General features: G+C 68.0%; 26 protein-coding genes. 12 read left to right on the top strand and 14 right to left on the bottom strand.

Annotation, left to right across the window (positions count from 1 at the left end; genetic code table 11):
• Window position 1: 1 nt before the first annotated feature.
• Window positions 2-1567 (bottom strand): murein biosynthesis integral membrane protein MurJ, encoded by a 1566-nt coding sequence (gene murJ, locus M5C98_RS05715; RefSeq protein ID WP_272551521.1) that lies wholly within the window; start codon window positions 1565-1567, stop codon window positions 2-4.
• A 189-nt stretch (window positions 1568-1756) separates the two neighbouring features.
• Here murJ and rpsT point away from each other — a divergent pair, with 189 nt between their 5' ends.
• Both rpsT and mqo read left to right on the top strand, forming a co-directional pair.
• Window positions 1757-2056, top strand: a complete 300-nt coding sequence (gene rpsT / locus M5C98_RS05710; protein WP_272551520.1) for a 30S ribosomal protein S20 — start codon at window positions 1757-1759, stop codon at window positions 2054-2056.
• A 306-nt stretch (window positions 2057-2362) separates the two neighbouring features.
• The gene (gene mqo, locus M5C98_RS05705) at window positions 2363-4072 is read left to right on the top strand and encodes a malate dehydrogenase (quinone) (protein WP_272551519.1); all 1710 of its coding nucleotides are present in this window, start codon (window positions 2363-2365) and stop codon (window positions 4070-4072) included.
• A gap of 232 nt (window positions 4073-4304) precedes the next feature.
• Here the strand turns inward: mqo and M5C98_RS05700 are convergent, their stop codons facing one another.
• On the bottom strand, window positions 4305-4637 hold the full coding sequence (locus M5C98_RS05700; protein ID WP_272551518.1) for a DUF3579 domain-containing protein: 333 nt from the start codon (window positions 4635-4637) through the stop codon (window positions 4305-4307).
• 251 nt (window positions 4638-4888) lie between these two features.
• Here M5C98_RS05700 and M5C98_RS05695 point away from each other — a divergent pair, with 251 nt between their 5' ends.
• The 6 genes from M5C98_RS05695 (at window position 4889) to M5C98_RS05670 (ending at window position 9441) form a co-directional block, all read left to right on the top strand.
• Entirely contained in the window at window positions 4889-6085 is a 1197-nt protein-coding gene (locus M5C98_RS05695) for an aspartate aminotransferase family protein (protein WP_272551517.1), read from the top strand.
• Between the two features lie 10 nt (window positions 6086-6095).
• Complete coding sequence (gene argF, locus M5C98_RS05690) at window positions 6096-7019, top strand: ornithine carbamoyltransferase (RefSeq protein WP_272551515.1); 924 nt, start codon at window positions 6096-6098, stop codon at window positions 7017-7019.
• Between the two features lie 17 nt (window positions 7020-7036).
• A complete protein-coding gene (locus tag M5C98_RS05685; protein ID WP_272551514.1) occupies window positions 7037-7693 on the top strand; it encodes an HD domain-containing protein in 657 nt (218 codons plus the stop codon).
• A gap of 125 nt (window positions 7694-7818) precedes the next feature.
• Window positions 7819-8469 (top strand): peptidoglycan recognition protein family protein, encoded by a 651-nt coding sequence (locus M5C98_RS05680; RefSeq protein ID WP_272551513.1) that lies wholly within the window; start codon window positions 7819-7821, stop codon window positions 8467-8469.
• A complete protein-coding gene (locus M5C98_RS05675) occupies window positions 8466-8927 on the top strand; it encodes a hypothetical protein (RefSeq protein ID WP_272551512.1) in 462 nt (153 codons plus the stop codon). The genes M5C98_RS05680 and M5C98_RS05675 overlap by 4 nt, the downstream gene beginning before the upstream one ends.
• An 88-nt stretch (window positions 8928-9015) precedes the next feature.
• Window positions 9016-9441: a DUF4087 domain-containing protein gene (locus M5C98_RS05670; protein WP_272551511.1), complete on the top strand. Its 426-nt coding sequence runs from the start codon at window positions 9016-9018 to the stop codon at window positions 9439-9441.
• A 29-nt stretch (window positions 9442-9470) separates the two neighbouring features.
• Here M5C98_RS05670 and M5C98_RS05665 read toward each other — a convergent pair whose 3' ends face one another.
• The 3 genes from M5C98_RS05665 to M5C98_RS05655 are packed head-to-tail and all read right to left on the bottom strand — an operon-like array spanning window position 9471 to window position 11911.
• Window positions 9471-9710 (bottom strand): hypothetical protein, encoded by a 240-nt coding sequence (locus M5C98_RS05665; RefSeq protein ID WP_272551509.1) that lies wholly within the window; start codon window positions 9708-9710, stop codon window positions 9471-9473.
• Between the two features lie 3 nt (window positions 9711-9713).
• On the bottom strand, window positions 9714-11600 hold the full coding sequence (gene feoB / locus M5C98_RS05660) for a ferrous iron transporter B (RefSeq protein WP_272551508.1): 1887 nt from the start codon (window positions 11598-11600) through the stop codon (window positions 9714-9716).
• Window positions 11597-11911: a FeoA family protein gene (locus tag M5C98_RS05655; RefSeq protein ID WP_272551506.1), complete on the bottom strand. Its 315-nt coding sequence runs from the start codon at window positions 11909-11911 to the stop codon at window positions 11597-11599. The genes feoB and M5C98_RS05655 overlap by 4 nt, the downstream gene beginning before the upstream one ends.
• Before the next feature lie 152 nt (window positions 11912-12063).
• Between M5C98_RS05655 and M5C98_RS05650 the strand changes: the two genes are divergently transcribed.
• Window positions 12064-12387, top strand: a complete 324-nt coding sequence (locus M5C98_RS05650; RefSeq protein ID WP_272551504.1) for a YkgJ family cysteine cluster protein — start codon at window positions 12064-12066, stop codon at window positions 12385-12387.
• A gap of 41 nt (window positions 12388-12428) precedes the next feature.
• On the opposite strand, the gene M5C98_RS05645 is transcribed toward M5C98_RS05650, so the two are convergent.
• Window positions 12429-12905: an Lrp/AsnC family transcriptional regulator gene (locus M5C98_RS05645; RefSeq protein ID WP_272551503.1), complete on the bottom strand. Its 477-nt coding sequence runs from the start codon at window positions 12903-12905 to the stop codon at window positions 12429-12431.
• 104 nt (window positions 12906-13009) lie between these two features.
• Between M5C98_RS05645 and kynB the strand changes: the two genes are divergently transcribed.
• The 3 genes from kynB to kynA are packed head-to-tail and all read left to right on the top strand — an operon-like array spanning window position 13010 to window position 15896.
• Complete coding sequence (gene kynB / locus M5C98_RS05640) at window positions 13010-13651, top strand: arylformamidase (protein WP_272551502.1); 642 nt, start codon at window positions 13010-13012, stop codon at window positions 13649-13651.
• Between the two features lie 46 nt (window positions 13652-13697).
• Window positions 13698-15005, top strand: coding sequence for a kynureninase (gene kynU, locus M5C98_RS05635; protein WP_272551501.1), 1308 nt, complete (start codon window positions 13698-13700; stop codon window positions 15003-15005).
• A gap of 3 nt (window positions 15006-15008) precedes the next feature.
• Entirely contained in the window at window positions 15009-15896 is an 888-nt protein-coding gene (gene kynA / locus M5C98_RS05630) for a tryptophan 2,3-dioxygenase (RefSeq protein ID WP_272551500.1), read from the top strand.
• Between the two features lie 40 nt (window positions 15897-15936).
• Here the strand turns inward: kynA and M5C98_RS05625 are convergent, their stop codons facing one another.
• The 8 genes from M5C98_RS05625 to M5C98_RS05590 all read right to left on the bottom strand — a co-directional run bounded on the left by M5C98_RS05625 (window position 15937) and on the right by M5C98_RS05590 (window position 26578).
• Window positions 15937-16878: a 2-hydroxyacid dehydrogenase gene (locus tag M5C98_RS05625; protein WP_442867237.1), complete on the bottom strand. Its 942-nt coding sequence runs from the start codon at window positions 16876-16878 to the stop codon at window positions 15937-15939.
• 120 nt (window positions 16879-16998) lie between these two features.
• Window positions 16999-19458 carry a penicillin acylase family protein gene (locus M5C98_RS05620; RefSeq protein WP_272551497.1) on the bottom strand — a complete coding sequence of 820 codons (2460 nt, stop codon included), beginning with the start codon at window positions 19456-19458 and terminating at the stop codon, window positions 16999-17001.
• 106 nt (window positions 19459-19564) lie between these two features.
• On the bottom strand, window positions 19565-20620 hold the full coding sequence (locus M5C98_RS05615; RefSeq protein ID WP_272551495.1) for an adenosine deaminase: 1056 nt from the start codon (window positions 20618-20620) through the stop codon (window positions 19565-19567).
• A 129-nt stretch (window positions 20621-20749) separates the two neighbouring features.
• Window positions 20750-21916: a BMP family ABC transporter substrate-binding protein gene (locus tag M5C98_RS05610; RefSeq protein WP_272551494.1), complete on the bottom strand. Its 1167-nt coding sequence runs from the start codon at window positions 21914-21916 to the stop codon at window positions 20750-20752.
• 82 nt (window positions 21917-21998) lie between these two features.
• Complete coding sequence (locus M5C98_RS05605) at window positions 21999-22919, bottom strand: ABC transporter permease (protein WP_272551493.1); 921 nt, start codon at window positions 22917-22919, stop codon at window positions 21999-22001.
• Window positions 22920-23993 carry an ABC transporter permease gene (locus M5C98_RS05600; protein WP_272551492.1) on the bottom strand — a complete coding sequence of 358 codons (1074 nt, stop codon included), beginning with the start codon at window positions 23991-23993 and terminating at the stop codon, window positions 22920-22922. It abuts the gene before it with no gap.
• Complete coding sequence (locus M5C98_RS05595; RefSeq protein WP_272551491.1) at window positions 23980-25566, bottom strand: ABC transporter ATP-binding protein; 1587 nt, start codon at window positions 25564-25566, stop codon at window positions 23980-23982. Before M5C98_RS05595 ends, M5C98_RS05600 begins: the two co-directional genes overlap by 14 nt.
• 79 nt (window positions 25567-25645) lie before the next feature.
• Window positions 25646-26578 carry a LysR family transcriptional regulator gene (locus M5C98_RS05590; protein ID WP_272551490.1) on the bottom strand — a complete coding sequence of 311 codons (933 nt, stop codon included), beginning with the start codon at window positions 26576-26578 and terminating at the stop codon, window positions 25646-25648.
• Between the last annotated feature and the right edge of the window lie 50 nt (window positions 26579-26628).

Raw genomic sequence — 26628 nt, 5'->3', positions numbered from 1 at the left:
GTCAGCGGCGCAACAGTTCGCGCAGCTTGAGGCCCGCCGCCCAGAGCGCCCCGAAATACAGCAGCGCCGCCCCGCCCATCAGCAGGGCCAGTAGGCCAGCGCGCTGCCCCTCGTGCGCCCGCAGGGCCAGCCAGTCGAAATGGCGCGCGCCCCACATCAGCAGCACCGCGAGCAAGGCGCTGGCGGCCACCACCTGCAGCCCCAGCCGGGCCCATCCGGGCTGGGGCTGGTAGGTGCCGCGGCGCAGCAGGCCGATGAGCAGCCACAGCGCATTGATCAGCGCCCCCAGACCAATGGAGAGCGCGAGGCCGGCGTGGTCGATCAGCGGCACCAGCGCGGCGTTCAGGAGCTGCGTGACCACCAGCACCACGATGGCGATGCGCACCGGCGTGCGGATGTCCTGGCTGGCGTAGTAGCCGGGGGCCAGCACCTTGATCGCCACCAAGCCCAAAAGCCCTGCCCCATACCCGGCAAGCGCCAGCGCGATCTGGCCGACATCGCTGTCCTGCAGCGCGCCATGGTGGAACAGCGTGGCCACCAGGGGTTCGGCAAAAGTGAGCAGGCCCACCGCGCACGGCACGGACAGCACCACGACGATGCGCAGCCCCCAGTCGAGCATGGACGAGTAGCGGGCGGCATCGCCGGCCGCCTTGGCGGCCGCCAGTTGCGGGGTCAGCACCACGCCCAGCGCCACGCCCAGCAGCGAGGTGGGGAACTCCATGAGCCGGTCGGCATAGAACAGCCAGGTGACACTGCCCGGCGCCAAGTACGAGGCGATCTGCGTGTTGATCATGAGCGAGATCTGCGCCACGCCCACACCCAGCAGGGCCGGGCCCATCAAGGTGAGGATGCGGCGCACGCCAGGATCGCTCCATGCCTGGCGCACAGCCCCGGGCGTGAGACCGATGCGGGGCAGCAGGCCCAGCCGGAACAGCGCGGGCAACTGCACCGCCAGTTGCGTGATGCCGCCCAGCATCACGCCGCCGGCCATGGCATAGATGGGCTCGATGCCGCGCGCGGCCAGCTGCGGCGCGCCGAGCCAGGCAGCGGCGATCATGCAGACGTTGAGCAGCACCGGCGTGGCCGCCGGCACGGCGAAGCGCTTCCAGGTGTTGAGCACGCCAGCCGAGAGGGCCACCAGCGACATGAAGCCGATGTAGGGGAACATCCACCGCGTCATGACCACGGCGGCGTCGAACCCGCCGGCGCTCTGGCGCAGGCCGCTGGCGAGCAGCCACACCAGCAGCGGCGCCCCCAGCACGCCCAGCACGCAGGTCAGCAGCAGCACCCAGAACAGCACCGTCGCCACGCTGGCGATGAGCCGGCGCGTGGCATCGTCGCCATGCTGTGCCTTGTGCGCCGCGAGCACAGGCACGAAGGCCTGGCTGAAAGCCCCTTCGGCGAACAGCCGGCGAAACAGGTTGGGAATGCGGAAAGCGACGTTGAAGGCGTCGGTCAGCGCGTTGGCCCCGAACAGCGAGGCCATCAGCAGATCGCGCACCAGGCCCGTCACGCGGGAGGCCAGGGTCAGCAGGGAGACGGTGGAGGCAGCTTTGAACAGGGACACGGCCGCGAGTGTATGCGCTGAGCCCTGCCCGGCTCCGGTCCGTGGAATGCCTGGGCCGGCCTTGCTGCACCCGCCGCGGCTCTGCACCGCTAAACGACGACCTGGCAACCACCCGGCAGCCCAGCCAAGGCACTGGGCTATAATCGCGGGCTTTGCTGACATCATCCTCAGACACCTAAGGAATACATCATGGCATCTGCCAAGCCCAAGAAAAAGAACCCCCGTCTCGCCTCCGGCCGCAAGCGCGTCCGCCAGGACGTCAAACTGAACGCCGCGAACACCTCGCTGCGCTCCAAGTACCGTACCGCGGTCAAGAATGTCGAGAAGGCTGTTTTGGCCGGCGACAAGACCAAGGCCACCGAACTGTTTGCGAAGATGCAAGCCGTCGTCGACACCATCGCCGACAAGGGCATCTTCCACAAGAACAAGGCCGCTCGCGACAAGAGCCGCCTGTCCGCCAAGGTGAAAACCCTGGCCCTGGCCGCCTGACCTTTCAGGCAAACAGCCCGGACGGCCCCGCCGTCCGCCGTTTGTGACGGGTGCGCTGTCAGCAAAACGAAAGAACCGCCTTCGGGCGGTTTTTTTGTGCCCGAAACACGGCCAGCCCAGTATCCATGCGGGTTTGCGGCCTGTCAGTCCACTTTTTTCCAGCCGAATTCGTGAAACTTTGATTTTTGTCAGGGTCTTTACCTGATGGGACAATTCCCGATGTCAGGGAGCGTCAATTTTTGATACGCGTGAAAGCCTGCCGATTGCGCGCAGGCTTTTTCAATTGCAATCAAACCAACCAAATCTATGAAAAAGTCGATCAAAGCGTTGTTCGGCGCCGTTGTGGTGCTGATCCTTGCGGCCGTGCTGTTCCTGTACTGGCCGCTCTTTCCCCGCTCCGTTCCTCCTGCCGAGAACGACCAGCCCGTCGACGTCGTGATGGTGGGCGCGGGCGTGATGAGCGCCACGCTCGCCACCTACCTGCAAGAGCTGCAGCCGGACTGGAAGATCGAGGTGTTCGAGCGACTGGACGGCGTGGCCCTGGAAAGCTCCAACGGCTGGAACAACGCGGGCACGGGCCACTCGGGCTTTGCGGAACTGAACTACACCCCCGAGCTGCCCGATGGCACGATCGAAACCAAGCGCGCCGTCGGCATCGCCGAACAATTCGAGGTGTCGCGCCAGTTCTGGGCGCACCAGATCGGCCGCGGCAACATGCAGTCGCCCGAAACCTTCGTGAACCCGACGCCGCACATGAGCTTCGTCTGGGGTGACGAGAACATCGAATACCTGCGCAAGCGCCGCGAGGCCCTGATCAAGAACCCCCTGTTCTACGGCATGGAGTACTCGGAAGACCAGGCGCAGATCCAGAAGTGGGCGCCCCTGATGATCGAGGGGCGCGACCCCAAGCAGAAGGTGGCCGCCACCTTCATGCCCCTGGGCACCGACGTCAACTACGGCGCCGTGACCAGCCAGCTGGTCCAGGGCCTGCGCAAGAGCCCCAACTTCCAGCTGCACCTGCAAAACGAAGTGCGCGCGCTGCGCCAGAACGACGACAAGACCTGGAACGTGACCGTGGCCCACCTGGGCGACGGCGGCAAGGAGCGGACCGTCAAGGCCAAGTTCGTCTTCGTCGGGGCCGGCGGCGCCGCGCTGCAACTGCTGCAGGCCTCGGGCATTCCCGAATCGAAGGACTATGCGGGCTTTCCAGTCGGCGGGCAGTTCCTGTCCATCGAGAACCCCGCCCTGACCGCCCGCCACACGGTGAAGGCCTACGGCAAGGCCGCCACGGGCTCGCCCCCGATGTCGGTGCCCCACCTCGACGCCCGCAACATGGACGGCCAGCCCGTCGTGCTGTTCGGACCGTTCGCGCTGGCTACCAGCAAGTTCCTCAAGCAGGGCTCCTGGTTCGACCTGTTCTCTTCCGTCACCCACGACAACCTGGTGGGCATGCTGCGCGTGGGCATCCACAACCTGGACCTGGTCAAGTACCTGCTGCAGCAGGCCGAGCTGACCGATGACGACCGCCAGCGAGCGCTGCAGGATTACTTCCCCAACGCCAAGCGCGAAGACTGGAAGCTCATCACCGCGGGCCAGCGCGTTCAGGTGATCAAGCGCGACCCCAAGGAAGGCGCGGTGCTGCAGTTCGGCACCGAGATCGTGTCCGACAAGGACGGCACCATCGCCGCGCTGATGGGCGCATCGCCCGGTGCCTCCACCGCCCCGCACATCATGCTGAACCTGATGGCCAAGGCCTTTCCCCAGCAGATGACGGACACCGGCTGGAAGGCGCGCCTGAAGGAGATCATTCCCTCCTACGGCCGCAAGCTCAATGAAGACCCGGCCTTCACCAACGAGATCCGCCGCATGACCAGCACCGCCCTGCACCTGCCCTACCTGGACGTGCCGGCCGACCTGGGCAAAGCGGCGGCCAATCCGGCCGGCGCAGCGCCTGCACAGCCCAAGGCGCCGGAAGCCGCAGGCCCGAAGACGAACAAGGAAATGCAGGCGCTCTGACGCTTGCAGCCTCCCAGGCCCGTAAGGCTTCGGCCGTGCCAGCCCCGCCACTGTGGCCCTGCAGTGCGGGGTTTTTTTATGCTCGCTTGAGAGAAGGGGGGGGGTGCCGACGCTCTCCCCACTGAAGGGAGCAGCATGGGAGAGAGAAAAAGAAAAGGCTCCTGAAGGAGCCTGCTTTTCGTCTTCCACGGCCCAGCGTCTCGCGCCGGGCGCCGCGTCAGCCGGCCTGGGGTCAGACCTTCTTGGCTGCGCCAGCCCCTTCGTCGGGCAGCAGGCAGGCCTCGGCCACCTGCAACTGGTTGTCGCGCGCGAAGTTCATGACGAAATCCCAGGCCATGGGTTCGTGGCCCTGCAGGTCACGGTGCACGATCACGCACTTGATTCCATTGAGCGTGGTGGGCACGCACCAGGGCGAATAGCTCAGGTGGCTGCCGGGGCGGGCGCCACCGGGGCGGAACTGGCTCATCACCCCCGCCAGGCGCTCCGCCCAGTCGCTGGGGCGAAAGGTTTTTCCGTCGAGGGTGATGCCCTGGATGAAAACTTCTTTGGAGGTGGGGGAAACCATCAGGATCGGGGGTCGTTGGGGGGGAGTCGCCGCAGGATCGCCGCATGGCGCGCCACAGGCCGGCATTCTAACTCTTATATAAGAGCTAACCCACCCAAAGACCCCTGGCTCGGCGCTGGGCGGCGCATGGCTGTAATGCGCAATCGTCAACAGCCATGCAAAGCCCTGCCCCTAGAATCGTGCTTCGTTTTGCCGGCCACGAGCCGGCTCAGGCCCCTTCCGCATTGCCCTTTTTCTCTGGAGATTCCCGCATGACCGCTTCCGCCCCGGCCGCCTCGCCCCACGTGATGAACACCTACGGCCGCCTGCCGATCGCGCTGGAACGTGGCCAGGGCGTGCGCGTGTGGGACGTGGACGGCAAGCAGTACCTCGATGCGCTCGGCGGCATCGCGGTCAACACGCTGGGCCACAACCATCCCAAGCTGGTGCCCGCGCTGCAGGAGCAGATCGCCAAGCTGATCCACAGCTCCAACTACTACCACGTGCCATTGCAGGAGCAGCTGGCCGCCCAGCTGGTCGAGCGCTCGGGCATGACCAACGTGTTCTTTTGCAACTCGGGCCTCGAAGCCAACGAAGCCGCGCTGAAGCTGGCCCGCAAGTTCGGCCACGACAAGGGCATCGACCAACCCGTGGTCGTGGTCTATGAAAAAGCCTTCCACGGCCGCTCGATCGCCACGCTGTCGGCCACCGGCAACCCCAAGGTGCAGGCCGGGTTCGGCCCGCTGGTGGAAGGCTTCATCCGCGTGCCGATGAACGACATCGACGCCATCCGGCAAGCCACCGAAGGCAACCCCAACGTGGTGGCCGTGTTCTTCGAGACCATCCAGGGCGAAGGTGGCGTGAACCCCATGCGCATCGACTACCTGCAGCAGCTGCGCCAACTGTGCGACGAGCGCGACTGGCTGATGATGATCGACGAAGTGCAGTGCGGCATGGGCCGCACCGGCAAGTGGTTCGCGCACCAGTGGGCCGGCATCGTGCCGGACGTGATGCCCCTGGCCAAGGGCCTGGGCTCGGGCGTGCCGATCGGTGCGGTGGTCGCCGGCCCCAAGGCCGCGAACATCTTCGCGCCCGGTAACCACGGCACCACCTTCGGCGGCAACCCGCTGGCCATGCGCGCCGGGGTGGAGACCATCCGCATCATGGAAGAGGACGGCCTGCTGCAGAACGCCGCCGTCGTGGGCGCGCACCTGAAGGCCGCGCTGGAGCGCGAGCTGGGCGGCCTGCCCGGCGTGAAGGAAATCCGCGGCCAGGGCCTGATGATCGGCGTGGAACTGACCAAGCCCTGCGGCGCGCTCATGGGCCGCGCGATGGAAGCCGGCCTGCTGCTGTCCGTGACGGCCGACACCGTGATCCGCATGGTGCCGTCGCTCATCCTCACCCAGGCCGAGGCCGACGAAATCGTGGCCCTGCTGGTTCCCCTGGTCAAGGCGCTGCTCGCCGAATGAACGTTCCGTTATGAAGCATTACCTGCAATTCAACGATCTCACCGCCGACGAGTACGCCTACCTGTTCAGCCGCGCGGCCGTCATCAAGGGCAAGTTCAAGAGCTACGAGAAGCACCATCCGCTGACCGACCGCACGCTGGCCATGATCTTCGAGAAGGCCAGCACGCGCACCCGCGTAAGCTTCGAAGCCGGCATGTACCAGCTGGGCGGCAGCGTGGTGCACCTGACCACCGGCGACAGCCAGCTGGGCCGCGCCGAGCCCATCGAGGACAGCGCGAAGGTCATCAGCCGCATGGTGGACCTGGTGATGATCCGCACCTACGAGCAGACCAAGATCGAGGCCTTCGCCGCGCACTCCCGCGTGCCGGTCATCAACGGGCTGACGAACGAGTTCCACCCCTGCCAGATCCTCGCCGACATCTTCACGTACATCGAGCACCGCGGCACCATCCGGGGCAAGACCGTGGCCTGGGTGGGCGATGGCAACAACATGGCCAATACCTGGCTGCAGGCGGCCGAACTGCTGGGCTTCACCGTCCACGTGAGCACGCCGCGCGGCTACGAGATCAATGAGAAATTGGCCCTCGGCGCAAATGGTTCTAGGGCAGATAGCTATAAGTTTTATAGCAACCCGCTGGAAGCCTGCGCCGGCGCCGACCTGGTGACCACCGACGTGTGGACCAGCATGGGCTACGAGGCCGAGAACGAAGAGCGCAAGAAGGCCTTTGCCGACTGGTGCGTCGATGCCGAAATGATGGCGGCGGCCAAGCCGGACGCCCTGTTCATGCACTGCCTGCCCGCCCACCGCGGCGAGGAAGTCGAGGCCGACGTCATCGACGGCCCGCAGTCCGTGGTGTGGGACGAGGCCGAAAACCGCATGCATGCGCAAAAAGCGCTGATGGAATACCTGCTGCTCGGCCGCATCACCACCTGACCGCCGCCGCCCCTCGCATGAAGCCCGGCCACGGCGAACTGCTGCCACGCTGGGAGGCGCTGGGCGCCGCGCTGGAGCGTGCCGGCCCCGTATGGACCTCCGAGGGCCGGCGCCTGCTGCGCCACTGGAGCCGCTGGCCCCGCGCCTACCACGACACCCGCCACCTGCACGCCTGCCTCCTGCACCTGGAGGCCGTGCAGGCCGCCCAGCCGACGGCGCTGCAGCATCCGCATGAGGTCGAACTGGCCCTGTGGTTCCACGACGCGATCTACTGGCCCTGGAGCGGGCACAACGAAGAACGCAGCGCGCAATGGGCGCGGCGCTTCCTGCTGGCCCAGCGCCTGCCCGAGGGCCTGGTGCAGACGGTGGAGCGCCACATCATGGACACGCGCCACACCCCCGATGCGCCACTGGAGGGCGACGCGTGCTGGGTGGTGGACATTGATCTCGCCGTGCTGGGCGCCCCGCCCGAGGTGTACGGCGACTTCGAGCGCAACGTGCGGCGCGAATACCGTTTCGTGCGCTGGCCACGCTACGTGGCGGGGCGCACCGCGGTGCTGCGGTCGTTCATGGATCGGCCACACGTCTACGCGACCCCCTGGTTCAGGGCGCAACGCGAAAAGCAGGCACGTGGCAATCTCCAGCAGGCCGTTGCGGCGCTGGGGCGGGGGTGATGCTCGGCGAATGATTCGTGCAGTGCGAGCCCATTTGCTTACGCTTACACATTGAGTCCAAATCTGGCGTGGCAAATCAGGCTGAAGTCCTTGCAGCACCACTACCATTCCGCCAGGAGGAAAAAATGCTCAATATCGATGCTCAAGGGATGGTCAGCGGAAACTCGAAAATCAAGGCACGCAGGTTCTCATCGATCGAACGATCAGAAATGGACAAGGTCTCTGGAATCATCGTCCATCAAACAGGATCCCCGACAGAGAACTCGACGTTCAATAGTTATCGAAGCGCCAACGCAAACGGTGCGCACTTTTTAATAGGCAAAGAAGGATCCATTTATCAGACGGCCTCGATTTTTCGTCGAACAAACCACGTGGGTCCGCTGAAAGCGCGTTGCTTGGCCGAACTCCGATGCAGCCCTGCCGAGATCGTCCAATACAAAAAAGCCAGTCCGACCACGATGCACAAAGCGGAAATGACCAAAGTGGTTCCAGGACGCTATCCGTCTAACGCAGACAGCATCGGTATTGAAATTGTTGGCATGGCTTCACTGCCGCCCGGAATCAAAATGCCTGCAGGATTGAGCACAGAGCAACAGCGCGCGTTTTTGGGAAACAACGCGGTTTATGAGGCGCTGACCAACCACCAGCAGGTCGCCCTTCAATACCTGATCGATGCGCTTTCCGAAACACTGAACATCTCGAAAGCCGAGGTGCATCGTCATCCTGCGGTGAGCCGGAAAAATGCGACGGAAGCTGCCACGGCAACATGGCAATGATCATCAAGCACCTCTTGGTTGCGGGTCTTTTTGCCGGCGCAGGCATCGCTTCGTTCGCCTCCCCCACGAGCGATTTCGACAAGACGCTCCAGCCCAGGAAATACCGCCTCGGCCCGATCAAGTCAGTCGTGGTGCAGGACCGCACTGCCAAGGGTTTCGGCGCGGAGGCCGACTGCGGGCCCCTGGCGATCGACGAGAAAAGGGTGCGCTTCTTTTTGGAGAATGCCCAGTTCCGCAGCGAGTATCAATACAGCCAGGAACTGCAGACCGGCGATTGCAACGCACAGGCCAGGGTGACATTCCAGGATGGCCGAACCGCCAAAGTCTCCATCGACAACTGGACAGGGTGGGGCGCGATCACGGCCCGGGGAACGACCTACTTTATGCGGTGCGAAGCCTGCACCGACATCCTGGAAAGCAGCTTTCCATTCGATGCCCGCAAGCCGGTCAGGCCCTGAGCCGGTCTGGATCGAACGTACCAAAGCATTTCTTCGAATGGCTTGCCGGAAAAGCGCATCGGACCGGGGCTGCCTTCACCATCACGCCATGACCATTTGCGTGCCGAAACGCTTGCATCGCGCAAAAATCGCAGCCTTCATTTCGATGTCTGCATTGGCGATTGCCTACAACGTTGCAACAGCAGCGCCGCAGGCCACGACCACCCGCTGCGGCTGGTTCGATCAACCGACGCCCGGAAATGCAACGCTCATGGACAAAGCGGGGGAATGGACGGTGGGAATGCAGGGCGGCCACCAAGCCGAAGGCGACTGGCCCGTGTTTCCCAAAAGCCGGTGGGTGGTGACCGGAGCGGGCAGCGCGGGATACGGCTGCGCCTGCCTCGAAAGCAGCACGCGCGCCGATACGCAGGAAGTGACCCGAATCGCCTCGTGGCGTGCGTTGCCCCTGGAGACCTGCCGACGCGACAAGGCGCTGATGGGAAAGGAGCCGGAAAACCCTCTGCGCCAGCCATGAAACATGGGGACGTTCCGCCGATGCCGGCCCTACTTCGGCACTGAAGAACGGCGGCCCGGCATCTGCACGACCTGCTCCTGCCCCACCGCACCGCCGCCCGTTCCGCAGCCGCCCGAATCGCAGCTGCTGCAGCCTCCGCAACTGGTCGACTGCGCCAGTGCCGGATGCACGCGGTCCAGGCGGGTGCGCCAGCGGGCGGGCATCCACTTCCACACCATGTAGGCCGCGGCGAGGGCGACGATCACGCCGACGATGATTTCCTGGGCCATGGCTCAGCCTCCTCCCAGCGCAAGGGCCAGGCGATACGTGATGAAGCTGGCGCCATAGGCCAGCGCGAACAGGTAGCCGGTCATCAGCAGCGGATAGCGCCAGCTGTTGGTCTCGCGCCGCACCGCGGCGATGGTCGAGATGCATTGCGGCGCGAACACGAACCACGCCAGCAGCGACAGCGCCGTGGCCAGCGACCAGCTCTGGGCGATCAGCGGACCGAGCTGGGTGGCCACTTCCTCGCCAGTGGCCGAGAGGGCATACACGGTGCCCAGGGCCCCCACCGCCACTTCGCGCGCGGCCATGCCGGGCACGAGGGCGATGGCGATCTGCCAGTTGAAGCCGATCGGCGCCACGAGCACTTCCAGCACGCTGCCGATGCGGCCGGCGAAGCTGTACTGGATGGCCGCGCCCGTGGCACCCTCGGGCGGCGCGGGATAGGTGGAGAGGAACCACAGCAGGATGGTGACGGCCAGGATGATGCCGCCCACGCGGCGGATGAAGATCAGCGCGCGCTCGTACAGGCCCTGCGCCAGGCTGCGCACGCTGGGCCAGCGGTAGGCGGGCAGCTCCATCAGCAGCGGCGCGTGGCCGGCGCCCCGGCGCGCGAGGCGGGCGACGGCCGCCACGGCCATGGCGCTCACGATGCCGCCCACGTACAGGGCGAACAGCACCAGGCCCTGCAGGTTGAACACGCCGCCCACGGTCTGCTCGGGGATGAACGCGCCGATGAGCAGGGCATACACCGGCAGGCGCGCGGAGCAGGTCATGAGGGGCGCGATCATGATCGTGACGAGCCGGTCGCGCCAGTGCGTGATCGAGCGCGTGGCCATCACGCCCGGCACGGCGCAGGCAAAGCTCGACAGCAGCGGAATGAACGACCGCCCCGACAGCCCCACCGTGCCCATGACGCGGTCGAGCAGGAAGGCGGCGCGTGGCAGGTAGCCGGAGTCTTCCAGCGCCAGGATGAAGAAGAACAGGATCAGGATCTGCGGCAGGAACACCAGCACACCGCCGGTGCCCGCCAGGATGCCGTCGGTGAGCAGGCTGCGCAGCACGCCATCGGCCATGTGCGCGTTGATCCAGGCCGACAGCCCGTCCACGCCGGCCTTGATGGCATCCATGGGCATCGCGGCCCAGCTGAACACCGCCTGGAACATGAGGAACAGCGTGACGGCCAGCAGCAGCATGCCCCACACCGGGTGGAGCACCACGGCATCGATGCGGTCGTCGTTGCGCAGGCTGACTGCGGGCTCGCGCACGGCGGCGGCCATGATGCGGCGCACCTCCTGGTGCAGCTGCAGCACCTGGGCGCGCAGGTCCACACCCGTGGCCCGGTGCACGGACGCCGTACCCGCCAGTGCCTGCGGCGCCTGGGTGTCGAGCCACTGCAGCAGTTCCTGCGCGCCGTCGCTGCGCACGCCCACGGTGGACAGCACCGGCATGCCGAGTTCGCGCGAGAGGGCTTCGCGGTCGATCTCGATGCGCTGGCGTGCGGCCATGTCGCTCATGTTGAGCACCAGCACCATGGGCAGCCCCAGCGCACGCGCCTCCAGCACCAGCCGAAGGTTCAGGCGCAGGTGGGTGGCATCGGTCACGCAGACCAGCAGGTCGGGCACGGCCTCGCCGGGCCGCTCACCCGTGACGATGTCGCGCGTGACGGCTTCGTCGGCGCTGTGGGCGTTCAGGCTGTAGGCGCCGGGCAGGTCCAGCACGCGCACGCGGCGGCCGCTGGCGGTGTGCAGCAGGCCTTCCTTGCGCTCGACGGTCACGCCAGCGTAGTTGGCCACTTTCTGGCGGGCGCCCGTGAGCAGGTTGAACAGCGCGGTCTTGCCGCAGTTGGGATTGCCCAGCAGCGCGATGCGCAGGGGCGACGTGGCGGCGCCGCTCATGCGGGCGCTCCGGCCTGCACATGCACCAGCGCGGCCTCATGGCGGCGCAGTGCGAAGGTGGCTTGGCCCACGCGCACGGCCAGGGGATCGCCGCCGGGGAAGCCGCTGGCCACCACACGAACGGGTTCGCCGGGCAGGAAGCCGATTTCCATGAGGCGCTGGATCACCGCGCGCTCCTGTTCGTTGCGGGCCGGCTGCAGCGCCGTCACATGGGCGTGCACCTGCCGCGGAAGGCGGTCCAGGCCCGTGGCGGCGGGCAAGGCAGTGCCTGGGGCCAGCGCAGGGCCCGAAGATTCTTCAGTCATCTTCATCGGATTGTTATGAATGAGTTTAGTTCTCATTTTAGGCCGCATCCTCCCGCCCGGCTTGAGGCGCATCCGCCCCGGATGCGATGCGCTGCAGGGCCAGCCCGTGCGCTCCCGCCCGCACAATGCCGGTTTTGTTCCGACATGCACCGCCTGCCATGACCCATCCCTGCCTGAGCTGCGGCGCGTGCTGCGCGAGTTTCCGTGTCGATTTCTCGGTGCATGAATCGCAGGAGACGGGCGGCAGCGTGCCGCAGGGCCTGGTGGTGGAAGTGACCGACCAGTTGCGCCGCATGCGTGGCACCGACCACGCGTCGCCGCGCTGCGCCGCCCTCACCGGCACCGTCGGCGTGCGGGCGGCCTGCGGCATCTACGAATGGCGGCCCTCGCCCTGCCGCGAGTTCGAGGCGGGTAGCGACGCCTGCCGCCGGGCACGCCAGCGCCACGGGCTGGCGGCGCTGCCGGACAGCGCGATCTATTGATTGGGGATGGATCGCACAGGCCGCGGTGCAGGCCGGCGTCGCTACGCCGGCACGGGCAGGCCGCCGACCTGGCCCTTGAACTCCTGCAGCGAAAAATACGAGTGCATGTGCCGCACGCCCGGCAGGCGGTGCAGGCGGCGCTGCAGCAGCTCGGAATAGGCGTCCAGGTCCTTCGCGACCACGACGAGCATGAAGTCCTCCGGGCCGGAGATGCCGTGGAACATGACCACCTCGGGGATCGCGCACACCGCCTCTTCGAAGGCCTGGGACGAGATCTCGGTCTGGTGGTCGATGCCCACCATCACGAACGCCATCACCCCGAACCCCAGCGCGCGCCGGTTGAGGCCCGCGTGGTAGCCGCTGATGACGCCATCGTCCTCCAGCCGCTTCACGCGGCGCCAGCACGGCGACTGGGACAGGTGCGCCATCTGCGCCAGCTCGCCCGAGGTGAGCCGGGCATTGCCCTGCAGGGCTTCGAGCAATTGCTTGTCGGTGCGATCGAGGGAGGCGGCCTGCATGATTTGGTCTGTTTTCGGATTTAAAAGAATGGATTATTCAATTTTTACCAATGTGAAGGATAACCCCTTGGGAAAACACCCCCGATGCGCATAGCATGCGCGCCATGAACACGAATTCCCCCCGGCTGTGGGACATTTCGGCGCCGGTGCATGCCGCCACGCCGGTCTTCCCCGGCGACACAGCCTACACGCAGCAGTGGTGCGCCACCATCGGGCCCGGCTGCCCGGTGAACGTGAGCGCCATCACGCTGTCGCCCCATGTCGGCTCGCATGCCGATGCCCCGCTGCACTACGACCCGGACGGCGCCTCCATCGGCGAGGTGCCGCTGGACGCGTTCATCGGCCCCTGTCGCGTGATCCATGCCATCGGCGCGGGGCCGCTGATCGAATGGGCGCACCTGGCCCACGCCGTGCAGGACCTGCCGCCGCGCGTGCTGGTGCGCACCTACCAGCGCATGCCGGTCGATCGCTGGGACGGGGCCCTGGCCGCCTACGCGCCCGGCACCATCGAGCGGCTGGCGGATCTGGGCGTGGTGCTGGTGGGCATCGACACCGCCAGCATCGACCCGGCCGACAGCAAGACGCTGGACAGCCACCAGGCGATCCGCCGCCGCGGCCTGCGGGTGCTGGAGAACCTGGTGCTCGACGAGGTGCCCGAAGGCGACTACGAACTCATCGCCCTGCCCTTGAAGCTGACCACGGCCGACGCATCGCCGGTCAGGGCCATATTGCGCCCATGCCGTTGATTTCATTGTCCTGATTGCTATCATTTTTGATTAACCTGAGCCTTCCATGACGACCTTGCAAGACTGCCGCGCCCTCGATGCGCAGGACCCCTTGGCCCCGCTGCGCGCGCACTTCGACCTGCCCCCGGGCGTCATCTATCTGGACGGCAATTCGCTCGGTGTGCTACCCAAGGCCACGGCGGCCCGTGTGGCCGACGTGGTGACACGCGAGTGGGGCACGGACCTGATCCGCTCCTGGAACACGGCCAGCTGGTTCGACCTGCCCCAGCGCCTGGGCAACCAGCTCGCGCCGTTCATCGGCGCCGGTGCCGGCGAGGTGGTGTGCACCGACAGCACGTCCATCAACCTCTACAAGGTGCTGAGCGCGGCACTCAACATCGCCCGTGAAGAGAGCCCGGCCCGCCGGCGCGTGGTGAGCGAGCGCAGCAACTTCCCCACCGACCTCTACATCGCCGAGGGGCTGTGCAAGGAGCGCGGCCTGGACCTGGTGCTGGTGGAGCCCGAGGAGATCGCCGCCTCGCTCACCGGCGACGTGGCGGTGCTTATGCTCACCCATGTGAACTACCGCACCGGCGCCATGCACGACATGGCGGCCCTCACGGCGGCGGCGCATGCGGCCGGCATCCTCACGGTGTGGGACCTGGCGCACAGCGCCGGCGCGGTGCCGGTCGATCTGCAGGGCGCCGATGCCGACTTTTCCATCGGCTGCGGCTACAAGTACCTGAACGGCGGCCCGGGCGCCCCGGCCTTCGTGTGGGTGCACCCGCGCCATGCCGACCGCTTCTGGCAGCCGCTGTCCGGCTGGTGGGGCCATGCGGCGCCGTTCCAGTTCACGCCCGGCTACCAGCCCGCGCCCGGCATCACGCGCTACCTGTGCGGCACGCAGCCCATCATCAGCCTGTCGGCCCTGCAATGCGGCCTGGACGTGTTCGACGCGGCCCAGCCGCTGGGCGGCATGGCCGCGCTGCGCGCCAAATCGCTGGCGCTCACGGACCTGTTCATCGAACTGGTGCAAGCGCGCTGCGGCGGCCACGGCCTGGGCCTGGCGACCCCGCGCGAGCATGCCCGGCGCGGCTCGCAGGTGTGCCTCACGCGGGACGAAGGCCAGGGCCTGCATGGCCAGGGCAGCGGAGCCTACGCGATCGTGCAGGCGCTCATCGCGCGCGGCGTGATCGGCGACTTCCGCAAGGGCGACGGCGGCCAGGGGCCGCACAAGGACATCCTGCGCTTCGGCTTCACGCCGCTGTACATCGGTTTCGAAGACGTGTGGAATGCCGTCGAGCATCTTCGCCAAGTGCTCGACAGCGCCGAGTGGCAGCGCGCCGAGTTCAACCAGATCAACGCGGTGACCTGAACCATGTGCCCCCATTCCCAATCCCCCGCGCCCGCAGGCAGCGACGCGCCCGCTGGCAAGCCCGAATCCATCGTGCATGAAGAGCGCGCCCAGCTCGACTTCAGCCAGAGCATGAGCTATGGCGACTACCTGTCGCTCGATGCCATCCTCACCGCGCAGAACCCCCGCTCGCCGGCGCACGACGAGATGCTGTTCATCGTGCAGCACCAGACCAGCGAACTGTGGATGAAGCTCATGCTGCACGAGCTGCGGGCGGCCATCGCGCTGGTGGCCAAGGACGATCTGCAGCCGGCCTTCAAGATGCTGGCGCGCGTCTCCAAGATCATGGAGCAGCTGGTGCACGCTTGGGACGTGCTGGCCACCATGACGCCGCCCGAGTACAGCGCCATGCGGCCCTACCTGGGCAGCTCCAGCGGATTCCAGAGCTACCAGTACCGCAGCATCGAATTCGCGCTGGGCAACAAGAACCGCGCCATGCTCCGCCCGCACGAGCACCGCGCCGACCTGCTGGCCCAGGTGCAGGCCGCCTACGAGGCGCCCTCGCTCTACGACGAGGCCCTGCGCCTGCTGGCGCGCCGCGGCATTCCGGTGCCGGACAGCCACACGGCCCGCGACTGGACCCAGCCCTATGAGGAAAGCGATGCCGTAGAGCAGGCCTGGCTGGTGGTGTACCGCGACCCGCGGCAGCATTGGGACCTGTACCAACTGGGCGAAGAACTGACCGACCTGGAAGACGCGTTCCGGCTCTGGCGCTTTCGCCACGTGACCACGGTGGAGCGCGTGATCGGCTTCAAGCGCGGCACGGGCGGCACGGGCGGCGTGAGCTACCTGCGCAAGATGCTGGATGTGGTGCTGTTCCCCGAGATCTGGAAGCTGCGCACCAACCTTTGAAACGAGGCGGTGGCTTGCCCCGAAGGGCCGGCCGCGCGGCTCACACCGGCGCCACGACCCCGGTGCCCGCGAAGTGCCCTGCGGCGTTGGCCAGGAACTGGTTTACGCTGGCCTGCACGGCCTCGGGCGACCAGCCTGCGACGTGCGGCGTGAGCAGCACGTTGTCGAGGCCGATCAGCGCCTCGGGCGGGTGCGGTTCGCTTTCGTACACGTCGAGCCCCGCGCCGGCGATGCCGCCCACGCGCAGGGCCGAGGCCAGCGCCTCGGTGTCCACCACGCTGCCCCGGGCGATGTTCACTAGGTAGCCCAGCGGGCCCAGCGCCTGCAGCACCTCGGCATTGACGGCATGGCGCGTGGCCGCGCCGCCGGGCGTGGCGCACACCAGCACATCGCACCATTGGGCCAGCTCCAGCAGGCTGCCGAAATACTCGTAGGCCACGCCTTCGCGCGGCTTGCGGTTGTGGTAACCCACGGCCATGTCGAAGCCCGAGGCACGGCGCGCGATCTTCTGGCCGATGGTGCCCAGGCCGAAGATGCCCAGGCGCTTGCCCGACACGTTGGGCGGCAGGCCGATGGCGTCGCGCCAAACGCCTTCGCGGCACAGGCGGTCCAGCGGGCGCAGGCCGCGCACCGCGCCGATCAGCAGGCCGAAGGCATGGTCGGCCACGCAGTCGTCGTTGGTTCCGGCGCCCGAGGCCACCACGATGCCGCGCGCGCGGGCCGCGGCCAGGTCCACGTTCTCATAGCCGGCGCCCAGCACGCAGATGAGCTCCAGCGCCGGCATGGCCTCGATCTCCTGGGCGCTCAAGCCCTGCGAGCCGATGGTGAGCACCGCCCGGAAGCGCCCGCCCTGGGTGACGATGGCCGCGGTGCGGTCCGCCGCCGTGGGGGCGTAGTGCAGGTCGTAGAGGGCCGCGATCTGGGCCTGGCTCTGCGGGGACAGGTGGTTGAGAACGAGCAGGGGAATGCGAGGACTGGACACGGCAGGATGCTTCCATATTGATAGCTTAAGGGGCAGGCTGATCAAGCGCTGCCGCCCCATTTTGCGCCAATCGACCGGGGCGCGCCACCGGGGTCCGCCAACCCTGGGGCGCGCGGTCGATCATTCCCTCACGGTGACGGTGCTGTAGCCCGCGCTCGACGTGATCTCGGACTCCGAGAACGGCAGGCGCAGCCATTGCCTGGCCCCGTAGGCCCGGGTGTAGTCGCCGTTGCGGCTGGAGGCCGGGTCGTCCGACAGCGAGTAGGTGAGGAACGTGTGCGCCTCCACCCCACCGGCCGGAAAACCCACCACCTGCATGTAGCTGTTGCCGTGCGGCTGCCCGTCCATGCTGTAGCCGCCCTGCTCGATCGGGTTTTCCGAGCAGTTGATGGTGAAGTAGCCGGGATCGCCGCAGCCGCCGTACAGCGCGATCTTGCTGCCGCCGCGCGTGGCGAACAGCACGTCGCCGCGCGGCGCATCCAGCGCGAAGCCGCTGCGCTGCACGCTCAGCACGGCGGCGCCGAAGGCCTGCCGCAGCGCATCGGCAGCGCTGGCGCGCAGCTCGCGCGGCGTGTTCAGCGGGTCGGCGGCGCTGAACGGCACGGCATAGAGCTGCGCGGCCGGCACTTTCACGCGGTTCCAGAACTCGTCCCACACGTGGGAGCCCCGCGCCGTGGCGTTGCCGGTGTTGTTCCAGGCGCGCAGCGCGGCGCAGGCGGCCGCCACATCCACCGTCCGGCCCTCGGCCGCGACCGTGATCTGGGGCGACACGCAGACCAGGGACAGGGCCTGCTCCTTGAAGCGCTCGGCGCTGAACACCCGGCTGTCTAGCACCATCTGCCGCACGACGGCGCTGGTGGCCTGCTGGCCGGCATAGGCGTCGGTGCCGGCCAGGCGCTCCAGCGCCATGGTGTGGCCCATGCGCGTGCGCAGGCTCTGCGCCTGCGTTCCGGCGGGGCCGAAGATCGCGGGAAAGCCCGTGAGCGGCGCCTTGGCGTTGGCCAGCCAGTAGCTGTCGTTCATGTTGCCCACGTAGTCGTCGCGCAGCAGGCTGGGCATGCGCGAGGCGCCCACGGTGCCCTTTTGCGCCGAGTCGCTGTCGGTCTGCCAGTCGCAGGCGCTGCGCGAGCCGTCGAAGAACGGCACGTTGGGCAGGGCCGCCGCCATCGCCTTGCCGAAGCCCGTGGTGCAGGTGGCCACCTGCTCGGGCGACACGTTGGGCACGGCGCCGATGTCGGCATACCAGGCGCGCGGGTTGCCGCGCCCCACGGCCACGGTGTTGACCCAGGGAATGGCCGACTCCTGCTTCTGGATGGCGATGAACTCGTCCAGCGAGGCCGCCTGGTTCCAGCGCATCCAGTTGCGGAAGGTGCGGAAGTTCTCGCCGTTGACGTCGCGCATGGCGAACGCCGTGGTCTGGCTCCATCCCAGCGCCGGGTTGAGGCCGCCCAGGTTTACCACGGGCCCGTACTCGGTCTTGTAGAGGGTGCGCGTGACATCGGTGAGCGCGCCGGAGGCGCCACGCACCTGCACGGTGATGGGGGTGGCCGCCATCTTCACCGCCTTGCCATCGCGCACGTAGGTCGTGCGGTCGCCATCGGCCAGTTGCAGCTGGAAGACGCCGAAACGCCGCGCGGTGGAGACGGTGTGGCTCCAGGCCACGTTGTCGTTGAAGCCGATCAGCACCACCGGCACGCCCAGGAACGACGCGCCGCTCACGTTCAGCTCGCCGGGAATGGTCAGGTGGGCCTGATAGAACCGGTCTGGTCCCTTCCAGTACCAGTGCGGGTTGCCGAAGAGCAGGCCGCTCGACTCGCCGGTGGCGGCCGTGCCGAAGCCGTACATGTTGCTGCCGATGCCCGCGGTGCCGCCCACCTGCAGCCGGGGCGGCTGCGTGCGTGCGGGATCGAGTTGCGCCACCTTCTGGGATGGCGATGCGGGCGTGGTGGTCCCGGCCGTCGCGCTGGCGGCTGCACTGGGCAGCGTGGCATTCGCCAGCGGCGCGACGAAGTTGCTGTAGCCCCCGGCGAGGTTGGCCGCAACCATCCGCCGCCAGATGTCCCGCGCGGTGACCGGCTGCACCCACGCCGCCGTGCGGCAGGCCGCATGGGCGGTGCCGCCGGACTGGGCCTCGCGCAGGTAGCGGTTGTAGCCGGCGGCAAAGCCGGCCACCATCTTGCGCAGGTTGTCGGGCTGGGCCGCCACCATGGCGTCCACCACGTCGCTGGAGATCACGTGGCGGTGGAAGAAATCGGAGTCGAGATTGCGCGGACGGTCGATGGTGCTTTCGTACACCAGCAGCGCGTCGCCCCCGAAGTAGCGCGAGCGCTCGCCCCGGTAGGTCACGAACGAATCGGCCATGGTGCACAGGTTGTCCTGCGCCTGCGCATAGCCGTATCCGAAGCCCGCATTGCCCCAGCTGGACGCCTTGATGTGCGGCACGCCCATGGCCGTGCGCCGGATCTCCGCGCTGTAGCGGCCGTTGTCGCCGCCCTCGCCTCCGCCCCCCCCGCAGGCAGCCAGCGCCGACAGCGCCAGCACGGAAAGCGGCAGGCTGCCGCGCCAAAATCTCTCTCTCATGGCCTCGTCTCCTTGGGATGAGCCGCCTTTTGGATGCGGCGAACGGGCCCAAGGATAAGCGCAGTGCGTACAGTGCTGTACGCATCCCCTGTCGGCGAAAGGGGCGTCAGTAGTCCTGCTCGACGCTTTGCTGAAAGCACACCTTCAGGCGATGTTCCCAGTCGTGCTTGTCGGCCTCGGGCACGAAGCTCGCCTCGAAACTGTTGAAGGCCAGCTGGTAGGCGTGGCGCGCCGTGAGCTGCGGATCGGCCGCGAACAGCTGCGTGAAGTTGTCGTTGATATAGCCGCCGAAGTACGCCGGGTCGTCCGAGTTCACCGTGGCCGCCAGCCCTGCATCCAGCAACTGGCGCAGGTTGTGGTCGGCCAGGTCGGGAAAGACGCACAGCTTCTGGTTGGACAGCGGGCACACCGTGAGCGCGATGCGCTCCTGCGCCAGCCGCTGCATCAGCGCCGGGTCGTGCACGGCCTGCACGCCGTGGTCGATGCGCTCGGCCTTCAGCACGTCGAGCGCGCTCCAGATATAGGCCGGCGGCCCCTCCTCGCCCGCATGCGCCACGCGCCGCAAGCCCAGTTCGGCGCAGCGCGCGAACACGCGCGCGAACTTCTCCGGCGGGTGCCCGACTTCGCTGCTGTCCAGCCCCACGCCGATGAAATGCGCGCGCAGCGGCAGCGCCGCCTCCAGCGTGGCCAGGGCGTCTTCCTCGCTCAGGTGGCGCAGGAAGCACAGGATGAGAGCGGACGAAATGCCCAGCGCCTGGCGCGCATCGGTGCAGGCCCGGTGCAGACCGTGGATCACGGTCTCCATCGGCACGCCGCGCGCCGTGTGCGTCTGCGGATCGAAGAAGATTTCGGCATGCACCACGTTGTCGGCCGCGGCGCGCTGCAGGTAGGCCCAGGCCATGTCGTAGAAGTCCTGCTCGTGCAGCAGCACGCTGGCGCCGGCGTAATAGATGTCGAGAAAGCTCTGCAGGTCGGTGAACGCGTAGGCATCGCGCAGGGCCTGCACGCTCGCGTACGGGAGCGCCACGCCGTTGCGCTGCGCCAGGGCGAAGATCAGCTCGGGTTCGAGCGAGCCTTCGATGTGGATGTGCAGCTCGGCCTTGGGCATGCTGCGCAGCAGCGCGGGCAGGCGCTGGGCGGGAATGGGGGGGACCTTGAACATCGGCGGACTCCAAACGTTGATGCCGCGCTCTTCACGGCGGCGGCGGTAGCCCGATGATGCCTTGCCGCCGCCACTGTGCAACCCGGTGCCGGCCCGCGCTTGCCGCGCGCTGCGCCGGCACCCGTCGATTTACTTCTTGTCGCCGCCGGGAACCGTGCCTTCGACGCCCTTCACGTAGAAGTTCACGCCGCCCAGAAACTTGTCGTCGGCCACCGCGTCTTTGGCGAGCACTTCCTTGCCGGTGTTGTCGGCGATCGGGCCCTTCCAGATCGAGAAGCTGCCGTCCTTGAGGCCAGCCTTCACCTGCTCGACCTTGGCCTTGGTGTCGGCAGGCACGTCCTCGGCGATGGAGACGAGATCGATCGCGCCTTCCTTCACGCCCCACCAGCTCTGGCCGGTCGTCCAGGTGCCGCCCAGCGCATCCTTGGTGGCCTTGATGTAGTACGGGCCCCAGTTGATCACGGCCGAGGCCAGGTGGGCCTTGGGACCGTAGGCGGTCATGTCGGAATCCCAGCCGAAGGCGCGCTTGCCCTTTTCCTGCGCGGTCTTGAGCACGGCGGGCGAGTCGGTGTTCTGGAACAGCACGTCGGCGCCGCCGTTGATGAGCGACGTGGCGGCCTCGGTTTCCTTCGGCGGGCTGAACCATTCGTTCACCCACACCACCTTGGTCTTGATCTTGGGGTTGACCGACTGCGCGCCCAGCGTGAAGCTGTTGATGTTGCGGATCACCTCGGGGATCGGCACCGAGCCCACGACGCCCAGCGTGTTGGTCTGGGTCATGGCGCCGGCGATCACGCCGGCCATGTAGGCGCCCTCGTAGGTGCGGCTGTCGTAGGTGCGCACGTTCTCGGCCGTCTTGTAGCCGGTGGCGTGCTCAAACTTCACGTCCTTGAAGTCGGGGGCGATCTTCTGGATCGACTCCATGTAGCCGAACGTGGTGCCGAAGATCAGCTTGTTGCCCTGCGAGGCCATGTCGCGCAGCACGCGCTCGGCATCGGCCGACTCGGGCACGCTTTCCACGAAGCTGGTCTGCACCTTGTCGCCGAACTCCTTCTCGATCGCCTTGCGGCCGTTGTCGTGCGCGAAGGACCAGCCGCCGTCGCCCACCGGGCCCACGTAGGCGAACGCGATCTTCAAAGGCTCGGCCTTCGCGGCAGGTGCGGACGCGGCGGGCGCCGGGGCGGCGGCCGGCGCTGGCGCGGGCTCGTCCTTCTTGCCGCAGCCGGCCAGGGCGGCGGCGGCCAACGCGGAAAGCGCGGCCACCTGGAGCAGCGAGCGTTTGTGCAGATCGGTCATGTCGGTTCCTTCGAGGAAAAAAGTGAGGGGAGAGGCAACGAAAAATAAAGGATCGGGGGCGCCGTGCGGCAACCGGAGGATGTCACGACCCGGGATGGAACGGCTTGCCGAGCGAGGCCGGCATGTTCACGCGGATCCAGGCCGGGTTGCGGGAGATCAGCGCCAGCACCACGATGGTGGCCACGTAGGGCAGCATGCTCAGCAGCTGGCTGGCCACCTGCACGCCCGTGGCCTGCAGGTGGAACTGCAGCATGGTCACGCCGCCGAACAGGTAGGCACCAAGCAACACCCGTGCCGGCCGCCAGGTGGCGAAGGTGGTGAGCGCCAGCGCGATCCAGCCGCGGCCGGCCACCATGCCCTCCACCCACAGCGGCGTATAGACCGTGGAGATGTAGGCGCCCGACAGCCCGCACAGCGCGCCCCCGGCCACCACGGCCGCCAGGCGGATGCGCCGCACCGGGTAGCCCAGCGCATGGGCCGACTCGGGCGACTCGCCCACCGAGCGCAGCACCAGGCCGGCGCGCGAGCGGTACAGGAACCACACCAGCCCCGCCACCAGCGCCATGGTGAGGTACACGATGGGGTGCTGGCGGAACAGCGCGGGCCCGACGATGGGCAGGTCGCCCAGCCCGGGCACGGCGTACTTGGGCAGTTCCGGCAGCTTGGCCTGCACGTAGCGGATGCCCGCGAAGGCGGAAAAGCCCACCCCGAACAGGCTCAGCGCCAGGCCCGTGGCGTACTGGTTGGTGTTGAGCCAGATCACCAGCACGCCGAAGATGGCCGCCAGGAACGCCCCCGCCGCCATGCCGGCCGCGAAGCCCAGCCAGGTGTTGCCGGTGTGCACCACGGTGGCGAAACCCGCGATGGCCGCGCAGAGCATCATGCCCTCGGCCCCCAGGTTGACGATGCCGGCCTTCTCGTTGATGAGCAGGCCCAGGGCGGCGATGGCCAGCACGGTGCCCGCGCTCAGGGTGGCGCCTAGAAGCAGTGCGTACGATTCCATTTAAGCGGCCCTCCCCTGGGACCCGACCCACCGCACGCGGTAGGCGATGAGCGTGTCGCACGCCAGCAGCGTGAACAGCAGCAGGCCCTGGAACACGCCCGTGAGCGACTTGGGCAGGCCCAGGCGCGACTGCGCCAGCTCGCCGCCGATGTAGAACATGCTCATCAGCACCGCCGAGAACACCATGCCCACCGGGTGCAGCCGCCCCACGAACGCCACGATGATGGCCGCGAAGCCGTAGCCCGCCGGCACGTAGGGCGTGAGCTGGCCAATGGGCCCCGCCACCTCCAGCGCGCCCGCCAGGCCCGCCGCGCCGCCCGAAATGAGCAGCGCCGTCCACAGCGCGCGCCGCGACGAAAAGCCCGCATAGCGCGCGGCCGCCGGGGCCAGGCCGCCCACCTGCTGCGCAAAGCCCGCCCGCGTGCGGAACAGGAACACCCACAGCGCCGCGGCGCCCGCCAGCGCCAGCAGCAGCCCGATGGACACGCGCGAGCCCTGCATGAGCCGCGGGATCTGCGTCACGCGCTCGAAGGTCTTGGTCTGCGGAAAGTTGTAGCCCATGGGGTCCTTCCACGGCCCGTAGACCAGGTAGCCCAGCACCAGCGTGGCCACATAGACCAGCATCAGGCTCACGAGGATCTCGTTGGCGTTGAAGCGGTCGCGCAGCAGCGCCGTGATGCCGGCCCAGGCCATGCCGCCCAGCACGCCGGCCAGCAGGATGGCGGGCACGATCCACGGGCCCGTGGTCTGGTCGGCCAGCAACGCGATGCCGCCGGCCGCCACGGCGCCGATCACGAACTGCCCCTCGGCGCCGATGTTCCACACGTTGGAGCGAAAGCACACCGCCAGGCCCAGCGCGATCAGCAGCAGCGGCGTGGCCTTGACCATCAGCTCGCCGATGGCGTACTGGCTCTTGATGGGCTCCCAGAAGAACACCTGCAGCCCGCGCACCGGGTCCTTGCCCAGCGCGGCGAACAGCGCCAGGCCGATCAGCACCGTGACGGCCAGCGCCAGCAGCGGCGAGCCGTAGGTCCACCAGCGCGAGGCCTGGGGACGGGCTTCAAGCTTGAGCATGGGCCGCCTCCGCTGGTGCACGGGCCAGGTGCGATTGCACGTCGGCATGCCAGAGCCCGCTCATCCATTCGCCGATGCGCTCCATCGTGGCCTCGGCGCGCGGCACCGAGGGCGACAGGCGCCCCTTGGCCACCACGTGCAGGCGGTCGCAGATTTCGAACAGCTCGTCCAGTTCCTCGCTGAGCACCAGCACGGCGCAGCCGGCATCGCGCAGGGCGAGGATTTCGCCGCGGATCTGCGCGGCCGCGCCCACGTCCACGCCCCAGGTCGGCTGCGAGACGATGAGCAGGCGCGGATTGGCATCGATCTCGCGGCCCACGATGAACTTCTGCAGGTTGCCGCCCGACAGCGACCTCGCGGCCGCATGGGGCCCGCCCGCCTTGACGTGGAAGCGCTCGATGATGGCGCGGGCATGCGCCTGCAGCGCGCCGGTGCGGATCCAGCCGCCCGGCCCCACGCAGTTGCTGCGCGTGAGCAGCAGGTTGTGCGCCAGGCCCATGGTGGGCACGGCCCCGCGGCCCAGCCGCTCCTCGGGCACGAAATGCAGGCCCAGCGCGCGGCGGCGGCGCGGGTTCATGCGCCCGGCCGCCTGGCCGGCCACCTGCACCATCGCGGGCTGGGCGCGCGTGTCCTCGCCCGACAGGGCATAGAGCAATTCCTTCTGGCCGTTGCCGGAGACGCCGGCGATGCCGAGCACCTCGCCCGCCCGCACCTCGAAGCCGAGGTCGATGAGATCGACGCCGAACGGGTCCATGCGCGGCAGCGACAGGCCCTGCACGCGCAGCACCGTCTCGCCCAGGTGCGCGGGGCGGTGGGTGAGCGCCGGCGGCTCGGCGCCGATCATCAGGCGCGACAGCGAGGCGTTCGACTCTTCGGCCGGGTTGCACACGCCCGTCACCTGGCCGCCGCGCAGCACCGTGCAGGCGGTGCACAGCGCGCGGATCTCGTGCAGCTTGTGGCTGATGTAGAGGATGCTGCAGCCCTGGCTGGCGAGCTGGCGCAGCACCACGAAGAGCTTTTCGACCGCCTGGGGCGTGAGCACCGACGTGGGCTCGTCCAGGATCAGCAGCTGTGGCTGGGTGAGCAGCGCCCGGATGATCTCCACACGCTGCATCTCGCCCACGCTCAGGGTGTGCACGGGGCGCAGCGGGTCGATGTCCAGCCCGTACTCGGCCGCCGTGGCGGAGATGCGGCGCGTGACCTCGGCCAGTTGCAGCCGCTTGTCCAGGCCCAGCCACACGTTCTCGGCCACGGTGAGGGTGTCGAACAGGCTGAAATGCTGGAACACCATGGCGATGCCCAGCGCCCTCGCCTCCTGCGGGTTGCGCACGGCCACCGGCTGGCCGTTGAAGTGCAGGCTGCCCTCGTCGGGCTTGACCGCGCCGTAGATGATCTTCATCAGCGTGGACTTGCCTGCGCCGTTCTCGCCCAGCACGGCGTGGATCTCGCCGGGCTGCACCGTGAGAGACACGCCGCTGTTGGCCACCACGGCCGGATAGCGCTTCGTGATGCCCGCCAGCTGCAGGCGCGGCACCGGCGCCGCGGCGGCGGGGGAGGTGTGGGAGGAATTCATGCGGGCGATTGTCTCTTGATTTTCAAACGGGGTTGGGCACGAAACCGGAATGCTGCGCACGTCCTTCATGCGTCGGCAGCTATGGTTTTCGTAGCGATGCCGCCACGGTGCGCACGCTGTCGCGCAGCCACATGGCGGCGGCCGAATGGTGAGTGCGGGCATGCCACAGCTGGTAGTACATCAGGCGCGGGAAGGGCACCGGGCACGGCAGCACGGTGAGCGGCAGGCGGTCGGTGAAGCGCTCGCAGAACTGCCGCCCCGTGGTGAGCACCAGCAGGCTGGCGGCGACCATCTCCGGGATCAGGCTGAAATGGGCGCAGCGCGCCGTAATGCGGCGCTGCAGGCCCAGGGAGTCGAGGTGCGCGTCGATCACGCCGCGCGCGCCGGGGTGCGTGGGCGTGGGAGCGATGTGCTCGGCAGCCAGCCACTCGTCCGTGTCCCAGCCGCGGCGCACCGCCGGGTGCGAGGGGCTCACGAGGCAGACCACCTCGTCGCCGAACAACCGCCCCATGTGCAGGTCGTCGGGTGGCTGGGGCCAGTTGCCGATGACCACGTCCACCTCGCCCTGCGCCAGGTGCGCGTGGTAGTGCGCGTCGGCCGACAGCGGCAGCACCTCGACCGGGCACAGCGGCGCCTCGGCCTTGAGGCGGGCCACCAGGCGCGGCAGGAAGAGCGGGTCCAGGTAGTCGCTCGCGGCGATGCGGAAGGTGCGGGTGGCCGTGCGCGCGTCGAACCCGCGCGCATCGGAGAACAGCGCCTCGGCCGACCGCAGGATGGCGCCCGCCGGCTCCACCATGCGCAGCGCGGCATCGGTGGGCAGCATGGCGGCGCCCGAGCGCACCAGCAGCGGATCGCCCGCCAGATCGCGCAGGCGGCGCAGCGCCGCCGACACGGCCGGCTGGTGCATGCCCAGCCGCACGGCGGCCCGCGATACGCTGCGTTCAGTCAACACGGTGTGCAAGACCCTTATGAGATGGAGGTCTATCTTGTCGAAAAGGGCTTGGTCTCTCATAAGGGTGGGGGCATTCCAGCCATACGCCAACGCGTATGGCACGCCGGGCC

Source organism: Acidovorax sp. NCPPB 3576 (genome assembly GCF_028473605.1).
Lineage (GTDB): Bacteria > Pseudomonadota > Gammaproteobacteria > Burkholderiales > Burkholderiaceae_C > Paracidovorax.
The sequence above is the reverse complement of the archived record's forward strand: the minus strand, read 5'-3'. Positions and strand labels throughout refer to the sequence as shown.

Bases quoted from the DNA above. Each gene is read 5' to 3' on its own strand.
- rpsT (WP_272551520.1), top strand. From the start codon at position 1,757: ATGGCATCTGCCAAGCCCAAGAAAAAGAACCCCCGTCTCGCCTCCGGC.
- mqo (WP_272551519.1), top strand. From the start codon at position 2,363: ATGAAAAAGTCGATCAAAGCGTTGTTCGGCGCCGTTGTGGTGCTGATC.
- M5C98_RS05700 (WP_272551518.1), bottom strand. From the start codon at position 4,637: ATGGTTTCCCCCACCTCCAAAGAAGTTTTCATCCAGGGCATCACCCTC.
- M5C98_RS05695 (WP_272551517.1), top strand. From the start codon at position 4,889: ATGACCGCTTCCGCCCCGGCCGCCTCGCCCCACGTGATGAACACCTAC.
- argF (WP_272551515.1), top strand. From the start codon at position 6,096: ATGAAGCATTACCTGCAATTCAACGATCTCACCGCCGACGAGTACGCC.
- M5C98_RS05685 (WP_272551514.1), top strand. From the start codon at position 7,037: ATGAAGCCCGGCCACGGCGAACTGCTGCCACGCTGGGAGGCGCTGGGC.
- M5C98_RS05680 (WP_272551513.1), top strand. From the start codon at position 7,819: ATGCTCAATATCGATGCTCAAGGGATGGTCAGCGGAAACTCGAAAATC.
- M5C98_RS05675 (WP_272551512.1), top strand. From the start codon at position 8,466: ATGATCATCAAGCACCTCTTGGTTGCGGGTCTTTTTGCCGGCGCAGGC.
- M5C98_RS05670 (WP_272551511.1), top strand. From the start codon at position 9,016: ATGACCATTTGCGTGCCGAAACGCTTGCATCGCGCAAAAATCGCAGCC.
- M5C98_RS05665 (WP_272551509.1), bottom strand. From the start codon at position 9,710: ATGGCCCAGGAAATCATCGTCGGCGTGATCGTCGCCCTCGCCGCGGCC.
- feoB (WP_272551508.1), bottom strand. From the start codon at position 11,600: ATGAGCGGCGCCGCCACGTCGCCCCTGCGCATCGCGCTGCTGGGCAAT.
- M5C98_RS05655 (WP_272551506.1), bottom strand. From the start codon at position 11,911: ATGAAGATGACTGAAGAATCTTCGGGCCCTGCGCTGGCCCCAGGCACT.
- M5C98_RS05650 (WP_272551504.1), top strand. From the start codon at position 12,064: ATGACCCATCCCTGCCTGAGCTGCGGCGCGTGCTGCGCGAGTTTCCGT.
- M5C98_RS05645 (WP_272551503.1), bottom strand. From the start codon at position 12,905: ATGCAGGCCGCCTCCCTCGATCGCACCGACAAGCAATTGCTCGAAGCC.
- kynB (WP_272551502.1), top strand. From the start codon at position 13,010: ATGAACACGAATTCCCCCCGGCTGTGGGACATTTCGGCGCCGGTGCAT.
- kynU (WP_272551501.1), top strand. From the start codon at position 13,698: ATGACGACCTTGCAAGACTGCCGCGCCCTCGATGCGCAGGACCCCTTG.
- kynA (WP_272551500.1), top strand. From the start codon at position 15,009: ATGTGCCCCCATTCCCAATCCCCCGCGCCCGCAGGCAGCGACGCGCCC.
- M5C98_RS05620 (WP_272551497.1), bottom strand. From the start codon at position 19,458: ATGAGAGAGAGATTTTGGCGCGGCAGCCTGCCGCTTTCCGTGCTGGCG.
- M5C98_RS05615 (WP_272551495.1), bottom strand. From the start codon at position 20,620: ATGTTCAAGGTCCCCCCCATTCCCGCCCAGCGCCTGCCCGCGCTGCTG.
- M5C98_RS05610 (WP_272551494.1), bottom strand. From the start codon at position 21,916: ATGACCGATCTGCACAAACGCTCGCTGCTCCAGGTGGCCGCGCTTTCC.
- M5C98_RS05605 (WP_272551493.1), bottom strand. From the start codon at position 22,919: ATGGAATCGTACGCACTGCTTCTAGGCGCCACCCTGAGCGCGGGCACC.
- M5C98_RS05600 (WP_272551492.1), bottom strand. From the start codon at position 23,993: ATGCTCAAGCTTGAAGCCCGTCCCCAGGCCTCGCGCTGGTGGACCTAC.
- M5C98_RS05595 (WP_272551491.1), bottom strand. From the start codon at position 25,566: ATGAATTCCTCCCACACCTCCCCCGCCGCCGCGGCGCCGGTGCCGCGC.
- M5C98_RS05590 (WP_272551490.1), bottom strand. From the start codon at position 26,578: ATGAGAGACCAAGCCCTTTTCGACAAGATAGACCTCCATCTCATAAGG.